This is a genomic window from Chryseobacterium sp. Leaf404 (assembly GCF_001424145.1).
Taxonomy (GTDB): domain Bacteria; phylum Bacteroidota; class Bacteroidia; order Flavobacteriales; family Weeksellaceae; genus Chryseobacterium.
On the sequence record NZ_LMQM01000004.1, the window covers coordinates 58,808 to 73,936 of the forward strand.

Annotated in this window: 13 protein-coding genes; 7 read left to right on the forward strand and 6 right to left on the reverse strand. The window is 35.8% G+C overall.

Annotation, left to right across the window (positions count from 1 at the left end; genetic code table 11):
* The first annotated feature begins 119 nt into the window (after positions 1-119).
* From ASG31_RS05000 to ASG31_RS05020, 5 genes are all read left to right on the forward strand, one after another.
* A complete protein-coding gene (locus tag ASG31_RS05000; RefSeq protein WP_056028809.1) occupies positions 120-1,004 on the forward strand; it encodes an exopolyphosphatase in 885 nt (294 codons plus the stop codon).
* A 39-nt stretch (positions 1,005-1,043) separates the two neighbouring features.
* Positions 1,044-1,523, forward strand: coding sequence for a hypothetical protein (locus tag ASG31_RS05005; protein WP_056028811.1), 480 nt, complete (start codon positions 1,044-1,046; stop codon positions 1,521-1,523).
* Positions 1,524-1,532: 9 nt separating this feature from the next.
* Positions 1,533-1,991, forward strand: a complete 459-nt coding sequence (locus ASG31_RS05010; RefSeq protein ID WP_056028813.1) for a hypothetical protein — start codon at positions 1,533-1,535, stop codon at positions 1,989-1,991.
* A gap of 77 nt (positions 1,992-2,068) precedes the next feature.
* Positions 2,069-2,548: a hypothetical protein gene (locus tag ASG31_RS05015; protein ID WP_056028815.1), complete on the forward strand. Its 480-nt coding sequence runs from the start codon at positions 2,069-2,071 to the stop codon at positions 2,546-2,548.
* A 219-nt stretch (positions 2,549-2,767) separates the two neighbouring features.
* Positions 2,768-5,836 (forward strand): choice-of-anchor I family protein, encoded by a 3,069-nt coding sequence (locus ASG31_RS05020; RefSeq protein WP_056028817.1) that lies wholly within the window; start codon positions 2,768-2,770, stop codon positions 5,834-5,836.
* 110 nt (positions 5,837-5,946) lie between these two features.
* Here ASG31_RS05020 and ASG31_RS05025 read toward each other — a convergent pair whose 3' ends face one another.
* From ASG31_RS05025 to ASG31_RS05035, 3 genes are all read right to left on the reverse strand, one after another.
* Entirely contained in the window at positions 5,947-7,227 is a 1,281-nt protein-coding gene (locus ASG31_RS05025; RefSeq protein WP_056028819.1) for a hypothetical protein, read from the reverse strand.
* Positions 7,228-7,362: 135 nt separating this feature from the next.
* Positions 7,363-7,611 carry a NifU family protein gene (locus ASG31_RS05030; RefSeq protein ID WP_056028821.1) on the reverse strand — a complete coding sequence of 83 codons (249 nt, stop codon included), beginning with the start codon at positions 7,609-7,611 and terminating at the stop codon, positions 7,363-7,365.
* 37 nt (positions 7,612-7,648) lie between these two features.
* Complete coding sequence (locus ASG31_RS05035) at positions 7,649-8,755, reverse strand: Mrp/NBP35 family ATP-binding protein (RefSeq protein WP_056028823.1); 1,107 nt, start codon at positions 8,753-8,755, stop codon at positions 7,649-7,651.
* Between the two features lie 125 nt (positions 8,756-8,880).
* Between ASG31_RS05035 and ASG31_RS05040 the strand changes: the two genes are divergently transcribed.
* Positions 8,881-11,700 (forward strand): GH92 family glycosyl hydrolase, encoded by a 2,820-nt coding sequence (locus ASG31_RS05040; RefSeq protein WP_056028825.1) that lies wholly within the window; start codon positions 8,881-8,883, stop codon positions 11,698-11,700.
* A 176-nt stretch (positions 11,701-11,876) separates the two neighbouring features.
* On the opposite strand, the gene ASG31_RS05045 is transcribed toward ASG31_RS05040, so the two are convergent.
* Positions 11,877-12,590: a phytanoyl-CoA dioxygenase family protein gene (locus tag ASG31_RS05045; RefSeq protein ID WP_056028827.1), complete on the reverse strand. Its 714-nt coding sequence runs from the start codon at positions 12,588-12,590 to the stop codon at positions 11,877-11,879.
* A gap of 9 nt (positions 12,591-12,599) precedes the next feature.
* The gene (locus tag ASG31_RS05050; protein ID WP_056028829.1) at positions 12,600-13,157 is read right to left on the reverse strand and encodes an RNA polymerase sigma factor; all 558 of its coding nucleotides are present in this window, start codon (positions 13,155-13,157) and stop codon (positions 12,600-12,602) included.
* 113 nt (positions 13,158-13,270) lie between these two features.
* Here ASG31_RS05050 and tyrS point away from each other — a divergent pair, with 113 nt between their 5' ends.
* Positions 13,271-14,566: a tyrosine--tRNA ligase gene (tyrS, locus tag ASG31_RS05055; protein WP_056028831.1), complete on the forward strand. Its 1,296-nt coding sequence runs from the start codon at positions 13,271-13,273 to the stop codon at positions 14,564-14,566.
* A 69-nt stretch (positions 14,567-14,635) separates the two neighbouring features.
* Here tyrS and ASG31_RS05060 read toward each other — a convergent pair whose 3' ends face one another.
* Positions 14,636-15,088: a hypothetical protein gene (locus tag ASG31_RS05060; RefSeq protein ID WP_056028833.1), complete on the reverse strand. Its 453-nt coding sequence runs from the start codon at positions 15,086-15,088 to the stop codon at positions 14,636-14,638.
* Positions 15,089-15,129 lie beyond the last annotated feature (41 nt).

The following is a 15,129-nucleotide window of genomic DNA, read 5'->3' on the forward strand; positions in this document are numbered from 1 at the left end:
TTGAAATTGCTTTTAAATGCGTCAAATCAACCATTAAAAATTAATTTTTGTAAATTCGGACTTTAAAATTACTTTATTTTAAATTAAACAACTGAAAATCAATAAAATACAATCTAAAAATGATCATTGCAGCGATAGACATAGGAAGTAATGCAGCCCGACTTTTAATCAACGAGGTGAAAATTCAAAACGGGAAACCGGAATTTATTAAATTAAATCTCCTGCGAATTCCTCTGCGATTGGGAATGGACGTATTCACCCTTGGAAAAATTGGTGAGGAGCGTGAAAAAATGGTCTTGGATTCAATGAAAATTTTCAGTGACCTGATGAAAGTCTATAAAGTTGAACATTACAGAGCCTGCGCCACCAGTGCAATGCGTGATGCTGAAAACGGCAAGGAGATTATTGAAAAAGTAAAAAATTACGCTGATCTTTCCATCGAAATTATTTCCGGTGATGAAGAAGCTACTTTGGTTTACGAAAACCACGTTGCAGAAGGTCTTGACAAAGATTTTGCCTACCTTTATGTAGACGTTGGCGGTGGTTCTACCGAATTAACGTTCTACGAAAATGACAAAATGGTCTACGAAAAATCGTTCAACATCGGAACCATCCGACTTCTTAACAATCTCGTGACAGACGACAACTGGAAGGAAATGAAAGAGGAAATTAAGGCCAACATCAGCAGCAAAAAACAGATTGTCGCCATCGGTTCCGGCGGAAACATCAACAAAGTGTTCTCCATGAGCAAAACCAAAGATGGAAAACCCATGTCCATCGCTTATCTGAAGAAGGCTTATAAAGAATTCAACGACCTAACGGTTGAGGAAAGAATGACCAAATACGGATTCAGACAGGACAGAGCGGATGTTTTGGTGCACGCCCTGAAAATCTACAATTTTGTAATGCATTGGGCAGATATCAACAAGATTTTTGTTCCGAAAATTTCTGTAGCGGATGGGTTGATTCATAATATTTATGAGAGGGTTTTGGGGGAAAACTAACCTATTTTTTTTCTTAGCAATTGATGTTAAAATTTAGTTATGCAATCGACAATTTATTTTAAAATTTCCGACGAGGATCTTCCTAATCAATCCTTAGCAGTTGTGCATAACAAACATATCAGGAAAAATAGAATCAAGCTCACTAAAAATGAATATGAGGAAACCCGTGTAAGATGGAGTTTATCTAAATTACTGAGAAAAACAGTATATAATCCAAATGACTGTGAATTTATTCCGATGTCATCATCTGATATGCTAAGCAACGGATTAAGTAATAACGAAGTCTTGAAGCATTTAAACTCAGACATATCATTTGATAATTACATCCCTCAAGATAACGACTATCTTAAAATCTGGCAGGAATTTAAACATCCGCAAATGTATAAAAAATCAAGACCTTTCATAGAAAATTACATCTCTTTTATTTTCAAAGGTGAATGGCATTGCAATACAGGCTTTGAACATATTGATAATGTGTATGAAGATGTATTTGAAGGTGAAGTTTATTTTAGCAAATAATCTCATTTTATGAAAATCGAAATTACCACTTTTGTATTGGCATTCCTATTTGTTGCACTTTCTTGCGAAATGAAAAAGAATGATTCGATATCATCACCAGGTAAAATAGAAAGTAAAAAATCCACAATGATGCAAAAAGAAGAAGATAATATTTCTATTCTCAAAAATTCAATGCTGGAATATATGGAAATCGCAAATCCTTCTTACACCAAAATTGATGTTGAAGAATGTGCAAAGATTCTAAATAATTATGTTTCAGAAATATCAAATTCCGGATCGAAAGATGAAGGAATGGAAATCGTAAAAATTACCGTTGAAAAACTCAATAAACTTAATGAAAAATGCGATTTTGAGCTTATCGAAACATCCGAACGTGAACAAATTGCTGAAATCATTATTTTAGAAAGCAGCAAAAAAGGTTATAATAAACCTGAAGAAGATATAACTGAAGCTTGGAGGGAATGGTAATTGAATCAATATTTAAAAGTCTACTATATTTAAGTCTGAATTTTCTCTGAGAATAGATTAATTCGTGATATCTACGAATGGATAACAAAGAAAAAAATTCTGAGGATATGCTTAAAAATAATAAAATTCCTAAAACACAAAAAGAGCTTCGATTGTGGATGGAAGAAAATTGTTACAACTTTCGTGGTTACTCAATATCTCAAAATGCAATTTCTGAAGGTTTCGGAATTGAAAAATCAGGTGAAAAATTCATTTGGTATTATACCGACTATAACAAAAAAGAGTATTTAAAATATTTCAAGTCGGAGAGTGATATTGTAGAATATGCTTTCAATCAAATAAAATTAGACAAATGGGCAAAGGCTAATTGTATTGGTTTTGGAAACAGCGAAATTGACAGTAATCAACTCGCAGAAATTTTAGATAATTTAAAAATTGAGTATTTTCAAGATACAATTCCATTCTCTGACAAACCTGTTTTCAGAACATTTGTTTTTGGTTGTGATATAAAAAAGGTAGAATTTTTAAAATCAAAATTTTACGATCATACATTGTAGATAATCTTGACCTAATATATTTCATAATTTTAAATAAATTTCCGAGAAAATCGCAAATTAGAAAAGCTAAAGTTTAGTTGAAATTTTTAACCTGCAATAGTTAACAAATATTTAAATTCACAGCTGATTTCTAACAAAACATTTAACCATTTCATAACCTTCCCGTAAAACCCTCACAACCTGTAACGTTCATTTTTGCACAAATAATAAATTGTAAAAATGAAGAACAAATACCTTTTGAGAGGTTTACTGCCTATTGCCGCATTATTTTACGGTTCAGTTTCGGGACAGAGCACTTTGGTTCATTACTGGAATTTTAATAACAGTACATCCGTGGCAGCAATCACCACTCCCACTACATCACTTCTGAATGGCTCCATCACAGCAGTTTCTACAGGAACAGGAAGCACAGATACTTTTATTGATTTTGCAAATGGTGTCAACCAAAATTTCAATATTGAAAATTTAAACGCCAGAAACGGAGACGCTTCCGGAACACATTTAAGATACAATTATCCAATCAATGGAAATGTACAATTTCTTTTGCCTACGACAGGTTACAATAATGTTGTTGTAAAATTTACAACGAGACGTTCGGGATCGGGAGCAGGAAATCAGAACTGGTTTTATTCTTTAGACGGAACTACTTTTGTTCCTTATCAGACGGTAACTTCACAGGATGCCAATCCGCAATTGATTACATTTGATTTTTCTGCAGTTGCGGGAGTTTCAAATAATCCTAATTTCAAACTAAAAGTAGAATTCGCACAAGGTGCAGGCGGTGCTGTTGGAAACAACAGATTTGATAATTTTACGGTAGATGCCACTCCGGCCGGAAGTGTTGACACTACTCCACCAACTGTTGTCTATCTGCCTGCAAACAATATAAACAACGCTTCTACAACGGTAAATCCTACAATCACGTTCAACGAAAACGTAAGATTAATCGACAATTCTGCAATTACTGCTGCCAACGCTCAGAGTTTGGTTGAATTAAGATTAAACAACGCAAGCGGAGCTGTGGTTCCTTTTACTACAACTTTTTCTAATAACGCAATTACGGTAATTCCGACCGCTGGTTTGGTTCCGAATCAGGCTTATTATTTGGCTTTAAAACCAAACTTAGTTGAAGATACAAGCGACAACGCTGTAACAGCGACTACTTCAAGTACTTTCACTACTGCAGGAACAAGCATTGCTTTGGAGAAAAACTTAATTAAGGTCAATGAAAATGCAGGAACTTTAGCATTTAAAATCAATGTTACAAATCCTTCAAACGCAACTGTAAATTTAGTTGTAAAACCAGCTTCTTTCAACACCGCGAACAGCAGTGATTTTACTTTGGCGAATCAAACGATTAACATTACACCTTCTACGACGAGCGTTACGGTAAACATTCCGATCATCGATGATACTTTGGAAGAACAGCAGGCAGAATATTTTGTTGTCGGACTTGAAAATCCTGTAGGTGCAACGATTACTGGAGATGCCAATTCTACTGTTTATATTATTGACAATGATAAAGTGGCGCCAGTGGCATCCAATCAGATTCAATTAAATTATATCGGAAGTTTTGATCCATCAGGAAACAGTACAAGTTCGACTGAAATCGTAGTTCACGACGCGGCTACTCAAAGACTGTTTACCATAAGTTCTTTAACGGATGTTTTTGACATTATTAATTTTTCAAATCCGACCACACCAACGGTTATCCAGACTGTTAACATGGCTCCTTACGGTGGAATTACAAGCATCGCTGTAAAGAACGGAATTATCGCAGTTGCCTCTCCGAACGGAACAAATCCACAAGGAAATGGTTCGGTTGTGTTTTTCGACATTAATGGAGTGTTTTTGAAACAGCTTAACGTTGGCGTTTTACCGGATATGATTACGTTCACGCCAGACGGAACAAAAGTAATGACCGCAAACGAGGGCGAACCGAACGATGCGTACACGGTTGATCCTGAAGGTTCAATCAGTATTATTGATGTTCCGACTTTAACGGTTGCAGGAATTCAGGCTTTAACGCAAACCAATGTAACGACGCTTGGATTCACTCAGTTTAACGGAATGGAAGCTACTTTAGCGACAACCGGAGGAAGAAAAGTAAAGTCGACCAGTACTTTGGCGCAGGATTTAGAACCTGAATACATTGCGATTAGCCCGGACAGCCAGAAAGCTTGGGTATCCTGTCAGGAAAACAATTCGATCATTGAGGTTAATTTAGCGACAAAAGCATTAACCGGCATTTGGGGATTAGGTAAAAAAGACATGAGCCTTCCAGGAAACGGCTTCGACGCTTCAGACAACAATGGCGAAGTTTTGATTGCCAACTGGCCTGTGAAAGCGTATTATAATCCTGATGCGATGGCATCTTATAAAATCGGCAATACCAATTATCTGGTTACTGCAAACGAAGGAGACGAAAAAGATTTAGGCGGATTCAGTGAAAGAACAACGGTTGGAGCCAATGGATATGGTTTAGATTCAACGATTTTCCCGAATGCTTCGATTTTAAAAGCTTCTCATAACTTAGGAAGATTCAGAGTGACCAATGTAAACGGAAATACCGATGGAGACGCAGATTTTGAAGAAATCCATGCTTTGGGAGCAAGATCATTCTCAATTTTCAATACAGATACTAAACAGTTGGTTTATGACAGTGGAGATCAGTTTGAAAGACACACTGCAGCTTACCATCCTTTGATTTTCAATGCAGACAACGAAGCCAACGGTGCAAAAAGCCGAAGTCGTGCAAAAGGTCCTGAACCGGAAGGCGTAACTTTAGGAATCATCGGAACGCAAACTTTCGCATTCATCACTTTGGAAAGAACCGGAGGTGTGATGGTCTATAATGTAACAGACCCGAACAACGTAACTTTTGTGGATTACAAACATTCAAGATCAACTTCTGCATTTGGTGGAGACAACGGTCCGGAAGGGATTACTTACATTCCGTCTGCAAATATGAATAACGGCAAAGGTTACGTCATCGTTGCCAACGAGATCAGCGGAACTTTGTCGATGTACGAAGTTGCCCTTTCGCCAACGCTAGCAACGGGAGAAGTAAAACCTGAAAAAACAACGTTCAACATCTTCCCGAATCCTGTAAAACAAGGCGCAACTTTATACTTCAACAGAGCTCAGGGTTACGAATTGTTCGACATGAGCGGAAAACTTCTTGGAAAAGAAAAATCTGCCTTAACCATCGACACTTCAAGACTCAACACCGGAGTTTATTTACTGAAAACTTCAGAAGGCGAAGTGAAGAGATTCATCGTGAAATAATTTTTTTTACTTAATAATTTACACTTTCAAGCCTCGGAATTTTTCGGGGCTTTTTTAACCTTGTCAAGGTTATCATTAGTCTGCAAATTAATTTTGAACAGGTTGAAGTTTTATAAATTTTTAAGTAAAATAAGTAGCTTTGAAAAACTTTCATTGAAATCTTGATTGTAATTGATATTAAATATTTTCACTCCATTTTCTAAAGATTTTTCTCGTTTTTGATTATCTAAAAATTGTGTTCTTGCTAAACCTTCAGTTCCACCAAAAAAATCTATTGGTTCAAAATGTTGAATACCATTATATTCAATTGCAATATTTAATTCTTCAATAAAAATATCAAACCGTTGTCCACTTAGCCATTTTGGAGAATGTTGGCTAATAATTGTGTACAGAGGAAATTCAACTGTAAGAAGATTCAGCAAATGTTTCTCCATAACATAACTTCCAACTTCGTCAAAACCTTTTTCTTGACGAATATGATTCTCCAAACTTCTATAATTGTTCTTCAAACGAGAATAAAAAACATTTTTAATCTCGTCAGGGCTGTAAATTTTCTTGTCCCAATCGGCATATTTTCTTGTATGTTCAGAATTAATGACTAACATATCACCCAACAAAGTATAGGAAATCTTGTCAATTTTAGTATGAATACGTAAGTAATCTAAGCAAAAAAATTCTTCTATTTCTTCAAAGTTTAATTGACCTAAAAAAGATATAAATTCTTCATTACTAATTACTGCTTTTGTACCATATGACAAACTACGCAAAAGTGAATGAATAATTTTTTCGGTTTTTAAATTCTCTTTCTTAAAAAGAACATACGTCAAATATTTTCTAGGTGAGACTAAGCCTTCACCAAAAATCTTATCAATCTTTTCTCTTTTGTTCCAAAATTTTACATTTCGGTAGTGATTTAGAACAAAGTTATTTTTATTAAACCAACCATTTTCAGAAAATGAGAACTCAACAGCTTGCAGGAAGTGTTTAAATTCATCCTCTCTTTTAAATTTTGTTATAATTTCGGAAAAATAATGAAGAATTATCCCAGATTTTCTAATATCGGTCTCTCCAATAATTTTGTTGTTATTTGGTAAAGCAAAGCACATAACCCAATTCAGCCCATTTCCAATCCTGATAATATCTGAGCATGGATAAGCTGTATGGTCACCTACTAAATAATTCAGACCATTATAATTTATTAATTCGAACTCTTTGCTAATTCCATCTTGAAATACAATCCTTCTGTTTTCGTTTATCTCTTTAATGAGCTTCTTCTCATTTCCATATTGAGGCTTTTTTGAACGGTGAATTTTCTTTAAATCTATTCCGAAATTATTACTATAAGAATTCTCAATAAGATCATTCAAATTATTTTGCTTTGGTAGATGCATTATTGTTTGAGATTAGTTAGAATATAACTTCTATAAAAATAAAGATTCTGATTGATATACAATTTAAAATTTTGCATTTAATCAAAAAAGACAGATCTCAAAAGTCTGTCTTCAAAAAATATATCGTCGTATTTTTTACTCTACATTTACTACCTTTTCAATTTCGGGAGCATGCTGTCTGATGGTATTTTCTACCCCTAACTTCAATGTTGAGAAATTAAGAGAGCAACCTGAACAGTTTCCTAAAAGTTTTACAAAAACAGTATTGTCTTTCACATCCAAAAGCTCGATATCGCCGCCATCTTTGTTCAAAAACGGACGAATGCTTTCAAGAGCTTCCATTACCTTGGTTACAGTTTGTTCGTGTGCTATATTTGTCTCCATATCTGTATTTGGTTTTTCAAAATCTAATTTGAAATCATTATTTATTTTTTGGTGAGCAACCTGCCATTGTCGTGATTTTCACGGCTTCTGTTGGCGGTAAAAATTTGTTTCTTTCTACCAGACTCTCTACCATTTTTCTTGCCGTTTCTGTATAAATCTCAGCAATCTTTGAGTTTTCCTGAAGTGCTGCAGGTCTTCCTACATCTCCCGCCTCTCTGATGCTCTGAATTAAAGGAATTTCTCCCAACACAGGAATGTTTAAATCATCCGCCAGATATTGTGCTCCCTGATTTCCAAAGATATAATATTTATTGTCAGGTAGTTCTTCCGGCGTAAAATAAGCCATATTTTCTATCAGTCCAAGAACCGGAATGTTGATACTTTCCATATTGAACATTGCAATTCCTTTTCTAACGTCCGCCAAAGCAACGTGTTGAGGTGTACTTACAATCACCGCTCCCGTTACCGGAACTTCCTGAATAATTGACAAATGAATATCACCAGTTCCAGGAGGAAGGTCGATTAATAAGAAATCCAATTCTCCCCAGGCTGCATCTCTGATCATCTGGTTCAACGCTTTTGAAGCCATCGGGCCTCTCCAAACTACCGCTTGATTGGCTCCTGAAAAATATCCGATGGAAAGCATTTTCACACCGTAGTTTTCGATAGGTTTCATCAAATTTTTCCCGTCAATTTCTACAGAAATCGGCTTTTGACCTTCTGTATCAAACATCGTAGGAACAGACGGTCCGTAAATATCGGCATCTAAAATCCCAACTTTAAAACCCATTTTTGCTAAAGTTACGGCAAGATTCGCAGCAACCGTAGACTTACCAACCCCACCCTTTCCGGACGCGATGGCGATAATATTTTGAATTCCAGGGATTTGTTTTCCTTTGATCTGGCTCAGCTGAACTTCGCTTGGTTCCGGAGAAACGATTTTAAGTTTTAAATTAATTTCTTCTCCAAATTCGCTTGCGAATGCCTGTTTCATTGCTGCTTCAAGCTTCTTCTTTTCGTGCATTGCCGGTGAATGCGCTGTCATATCTATATAAACATCATTCCCCATCAATTGAAAATTCGACACTAAGTCATCCACTTCAATTTCTTTAAGGAAATCCTGAATCTTTTCTTTCGTCAACATAAAAATAAAAATTGACCACAAATTTAGGGAAATTTTAGCTATTTGGAATCAATAAACAGACTCATAGATAAATTCTTTTGTAAAGGCAAAATTTGTGTATTTTAGGGCGATTTTAATTTTACACCATGAAAAAGATAATCTTGATCCTTATCGGATTGATTAGTCATAATTTATTTTCACAAAACTATTCGCAATACGTGAATCCTTTCATTGGAACAGGCGGTCACGGTCATACTTTTCCTGGAGCGATCGTACCTTTTGGGATGGTTCAGCTTTCTCCCGACACCAGAATTGACGGCAGCTGGGACGGCTGCAGCGGTTATCATTATTCCGATTCGGTGATTTACGGATTTTCTCATACCCACTTAAACGGAACCGGAGTTTCGGATTACGGAGACATTATGCTAATGCCGACAATGGGAAATCCGGGTTTGACACCAAAAGAATATTCTTCAAAATTTTCTCATAAAAACGAAAAAGCAGCGGCTGGATTTTATTCGGTTAAATTAGACAAACACGACATTGATGTCCGTCTAACAACGACAAAAAGAGTTGGATATCATGAGTATACTTTTAACAAAGCCGGAACAGCGAATATTATTTTAGATTTAAATCACAGAGATAAATTGCTGGAAGGTGAAGTAAAAATCATTGATGATAAAACGATTGAAGTTTTCAGGAGAAGTGAAGCTTGGGCAAAGAATCAATACATCTATGCTAGAATCGAGTTATCAAAACCGATGTTAAGATCTAAAGAACACTTCGTAAAACCTAGCGAAAGAGGAACTTCTACACCTGAAAGCATTATAAAAGGAGATGAAATCCAAATTGCATTTTCTAATAAAGTAAAAAAAGGAGAAAAAATTCTTGTAAAAGTTTCAATTTCTCCGACAGACTACGAAGGTGCCGGAAAAAATATGCTTGCTGAAGGAAAATCGAATGATTTTAACGAAATTCAAAATCAAGCAGTTGCAGATTGGAACAAAGAACTATCTAAAATTGAAGTAAAATCTGCCGACAAAGACAAACTGACGGTTTTCTACACCGCTTTATACCACGTTTTCACGCAACCCAACATTAATATGGATGCTGACGGGAAATACCGTGGAAGAGACAACAAGTTTTACATGGCGAAAGATTTTGGATATTATTCTGTTTTCTCGCTTTGGGATACTTTTAGAGGAGCACATCCTCTTATGACTTTAATCGACAGAAAGAGAACGGCAGATTTCGTTAATACTTTCATCAAACAACGTGAACAAGGTGGCAGAATTCCGGTTTGGGAAATGGCATCCAATGAAACCGAATGTATGATCGGTTACCACGGCGTTTCTGTAATTGCTGATGCGATGGCAAAAGGAATTAAAGGTTTTGATTATGAAAAAGCTTTCGAAGCATCCAAAAATTCGGCGATGCAGGATATTTTTGGTTTAAATGCTTACAAACAGAAAAACTACATCAGCATTGATGATGAGCATGAAAGTGTTTCAAAAACTCTTGAATACGCTTATGACGACTGGTGCATCGCTCAAATGGCGAAAATTTTAAATAAAAAAGACGAATACGAATATTTCATGAAACGTTCTCAAAACTGGAAAAATCTATACAATCCAAACAACGGTTTTATGCAGGCTCGAAAGAACGGAAACTGGTACGAACCTTTTGACCCCAATGAAGTCAACAACAACTATACAGAAGGAAATTCATGGCATTACTCCTACTCTGTTCAGCAGGATATTCCGGGATTGATTCAGGCGCATGGCGGAAAAGAAAAATTTGAACAGTTTATTGATGCTATTTTCGCAGCTTCAGACAAAACTACTGGCAGAGAACAGGTGGATATTACAGGTTTGATGGGACAATATGCACAGGGAAATGAGCCAAGTCACCATATCGCTTATCTTTATAATTTTGTTGATAAACCGCAGAAAACGGAAGAAAAAATCAAATATATTCTTGATAATTTCTATAAAAATGCGCCTGATGGTTTAATTGGAAACGAAGATTGCGGACAGATGAGCGCCTGGTATATTTTAAGCGCAATGGGAATTTACTCCGTTACTCCGGGAAAACCTGAATGGGAAACTGTTACTCCTTTTTTTGATGAAATTAAATTACATTTGGAAGACGGTACAACGAGAATTATTACCAAAAACACTCCGAAAAATGAGCTTAAAAAGTTAGGTTTTGAAAATGTCAAAGCTGCAAAAGATCTAAAATACCCTGTACAGACTGCTTCACCGGTCATCGCTGCAGATAGGTTGTTTGACTTCTCTACTCAGGTTAAAATCACGCCTTTGAATGGAAAAGATAAAATTTATTACATGACTTTGGATGACGATGATAAAAATGTGAGAAAAACTTTCAAAGTCTATAAAGAACCTTTCACCATCAGCAAAACCACCACCGTTTCTGCATACGCAGAAAGAAATGGCGAGAAAAGCGGAATTACAACATCCAATTTCAACAGACGCCCGAATCACTGGGATGTAACGATTAATGCAACGGCAAATCCGCAGTATACAGCGGGTGGAAAACTCGCCATCATCGACGGAATAAACGGCGATGTGAACTGGAGAAAAGGCGAATGGCAGGGTTATCAGGGGCAAACTGTAGAAGCGATTATCGATTTTAAATCTCCGCAGCAGATGAGACAGATCTCTTCAACCTACCTGCAGGACAGCCGTGCTTGGATTTTAATGCCTAAAAAAGTAGAATATTACGCTTCAATGGATGGGAAAACTTTCATTTTATTGAAAACACTGGAAAATAACATCGATGCCAAAGATGAAACCGTTCAGGTAAAAAATTTCTCAACTGAAATTCTCCCTACCGAAGCACGTTACCTGAAAGTAAAAGCTTATCATTTCGGAAAACTTCCCGAGTGGCATCAGGGTGCAGGTGGTGAAGCTTATATTTTTGTGGATGAGATTTCCGTGAAATAGCAAATTTGCATTTAAAATGATGAAACCTCTTTCGATTTGGAAGAGGTTTTTTTGTTAATATATCTATTAAAAACAAGAAAAAAACACAAACTTTGTCATTCCGTAGGAATCTAAGCGGTATTACGATTATTCGGTGGAGATTCCTACGGAATGACAAACAAACTGTAAATGTGACATTAATTCATCCTCTCCGACCAATTTAATTCATCCGGCAATTCTCTATCAGAAAACTCAATATGAATCACTCTTCTCTTTTTTCCGTTCGTTGTACGGTTTGAACCGTGAAGAAGCAATGGTTTCATAATCATAACTCCGCCTTTTTCTACGTTGCAGATATTTTCGGCTTCCAAATTCCAGTCAATCGTTTCTGGTCTGTAAATTCCTTTTGAATGGGATTTCGGGACAACTTTTATAGCTCCGTTATTTTCATCAGTATCATCTAAGTGAATTCTGATCGTAAAAATATTTTCAAGAATCTCTAAAGGTGGCTGAACAGCAAACTGATTCTGTTTTGTTGTCCACGGTCCGAAATTTTCCAATTCGACTTTTTTATCTACAGAAATGGTCAAATCTTGATGATAAGCAACGTACCAGTTTGATTTTTCAGGTTTATCGAAGTAAATACTTTTGACTACAAAATAATTTCCGCCAAAAATTTCTTTGATGATTGTTTTTAAATTTTCATTAAAAATCAAATTTTCAATCTCCGGAATTTCTTTTAAAAACTGCCTGATTGCAAAAAGGTCTTCCGATTTTCTGAACGTTTCTTTCGAAGTGTCAATATTTCGAATGATTTCACTTATTTTTTCAATTTCATCCTCAGAAAATACATTGTTGATTACTGCGAACCCTTCAGCGGAAATTTCAGATTTTTTAATTTCTAAATTCATTACAAAATATTATTCTTCAAAATCATTATTTTTCAGCAGTTCTGCCAAAACCTTTTTAGCCCGCATCACTCTCACTTTGGTATTGGCAACAGAGATTCCCAGTTCATCTGCAATTTCTTTGATGCTTTTTTCTTCAAAAAATCTAAGCCTTAAAATATCCTGATAATTTTTGTCGAGAGATTCTATGGTTTTAATGATTTTCATCTGCTCTTCATCAGAGATCATCAACTCTTCCGGCGATTTGGCGAACTGATTTTTTACTTCATCCAAATTTTCAGTGGTATCATGGTTTTCACGGGCTTTCTTTCTCCAAAAATCGATGATGGTGTTTTGGGCAATCGTTAAAACCCATGTTTTAAACTGAAAATGAGGATCATACATATCCAGTTTCGACAGAACTTTAGAGAAAACATTAACTGTGATCTCATCGGCATCGTTTTCATCCCTCACTTTTTTCATCACAAAAGAAAAAACATCAACCCAAAAAATGTTGATGAGCCTCGTCTGAGCCTTCTGATCTTTATCGTTGGCTTTGGAAATGAGCTGAAATAGTTGTTCGTCGTTCATTACTAACAAATATAAATGATTTTAATTTTAAACTCAAAACTTTAAACATCAAACTCTAAACCTTAAACTCTAAATTTTCTATCTTTGCCAATTAAATTTTAAACCCGAAAATAATGAACTCTTTTATTGAAGAATTGAAATGGCGCGGTCTTTTTTCAGACATGATGCCCGGAACGGATGAGCAACTTGATAAGGAAATGACGACTGCTTATATCGGGTTTGATCCTACCGCAGATTCTTTGCATATTGGGAGTCTTATTCAGATCAAAATTCTGGCTCACTTCCAGCAGCACGGTCACAAGCCAATTGCTTTGGTAGGTGGAGCTACAGGGATGATTGGTGACCCATCTGGGAAATCTGCGGAAAGAAATTTACTGGATGAAGAAACTCTTCTTCACTATGTAGACTGCCTAAAAAATCAGCTTGGAAGATTCCTGAATTTTGACGGAAGCGAAGCCAATAAAGCCGAACTGGTGAACAATTACGACTGGATGAAAAATATTTCATTCCTTGATTTTGCAAAAAATGTGGGGAAAAACATCACAGTAAATTACATGATGGCAAAAGATTCCGTAAAGAAAAGACTTTCTGGAGATGCTGGCGTTGACGGAATGAGCTTTACAGAATTTACATACCAGTTAATTCAGGGTTACGACTTTCTGCATTTGTACCAAAACAACGGAGTGAAGCTTCAGATGGGCGGTTCAGACCAGTGGGGAAATATTACCACAGGAACTGAATTGATCAGAAGAAAAGCGCAGGGAACAGCCTTTGCACTTACAGTCCCGTTGATTACAAAAGCTGACGGTTCTAAATTTGGGAAATCTGAAAGTGGCGAAAACTATTGGCTTGATAAAAAGAAAACTTCACCATACAAATTCTACCAGTTTTGGCTGAATGCAACTGATACCGATGCGGAAAGATTTATCAAATTCTATACTTTTTTACCAAAAGAAGAAATTGAAGAATTAATCGAAGATCATAAAACTGCACCACACGAAAGAAAGCTTCAGAAAAAATTAGCTGAAGAAGTTACGGTTTGGGTTCACGGAAAAGAAGAATATGAAAAAGCTGTAAAAGCATCAGAAATTCTTTTCGGAAGATCTACTGCAGAAGATTTGGTAAGTCTTGACGAAGAAACTTTTCTGGAAATATTTGACGGCGTTCCCCAAAAAGAAATTGCTAAATCTGAAGTGATCGGCGTAAACATTATTGATTTATTATCTGAGAAATCAGGATTTTTAAAATCTAAAAGTGAAGCGACGAGAGAAATTAAAGGAAATTCTATTTCTGTAAATAAAAATAAAATTGATGATCTGTACACTGCTTCAGAAAACGATTTAATTGACGGAAAGTTTTTATTGCTTCAAAAAGGAAAGAAAAATTATTTTATTGTAAAAGCATTATGATATCAAAACGAAAAAACCGCCAGCAGGCGGTTTTTTTATGTCTTCAGGTTTAAAATGAAAATCTGAAACTTATAATTCTAAGAAACTGAAATCTACAGAAACGTTTTTGTTTCCGGATCCCACTACTTTTTTGGTAACAGCTACTTCACCATCCACTAAAATAGTAACGCTTAATTCTGAATCACTGTTTGGTAAAATGGCATTGGCATCAAGATTAAGCTGCGCCTGACTTGAATTTACGAAAAACTCTTCGCTCTGCCAGCTTAAAACTCCCGGCTGCACAGGATCAAACTTTGTATCCTGACTTGTACCCACCTGAGTAACAATAGTTTTGATAACCACTTTTTCGGTTCCTGCCGGTGCACCGCCTTTTAATCCTTTTACCTGAAACTGTACCAGGTGATCTGTAAACTCTTCTTCGTCATCTTCCTTACAAGATGTAGACAAAGAAAATACAGATAAAACAAACAGGAATAAAAAAGAAAATTTAAGTAAACTTTTTGATGTGTAAAAATGCTTCATTTCTCCAGATAAATTTTTAATGATTCAAATATAGGATTTTT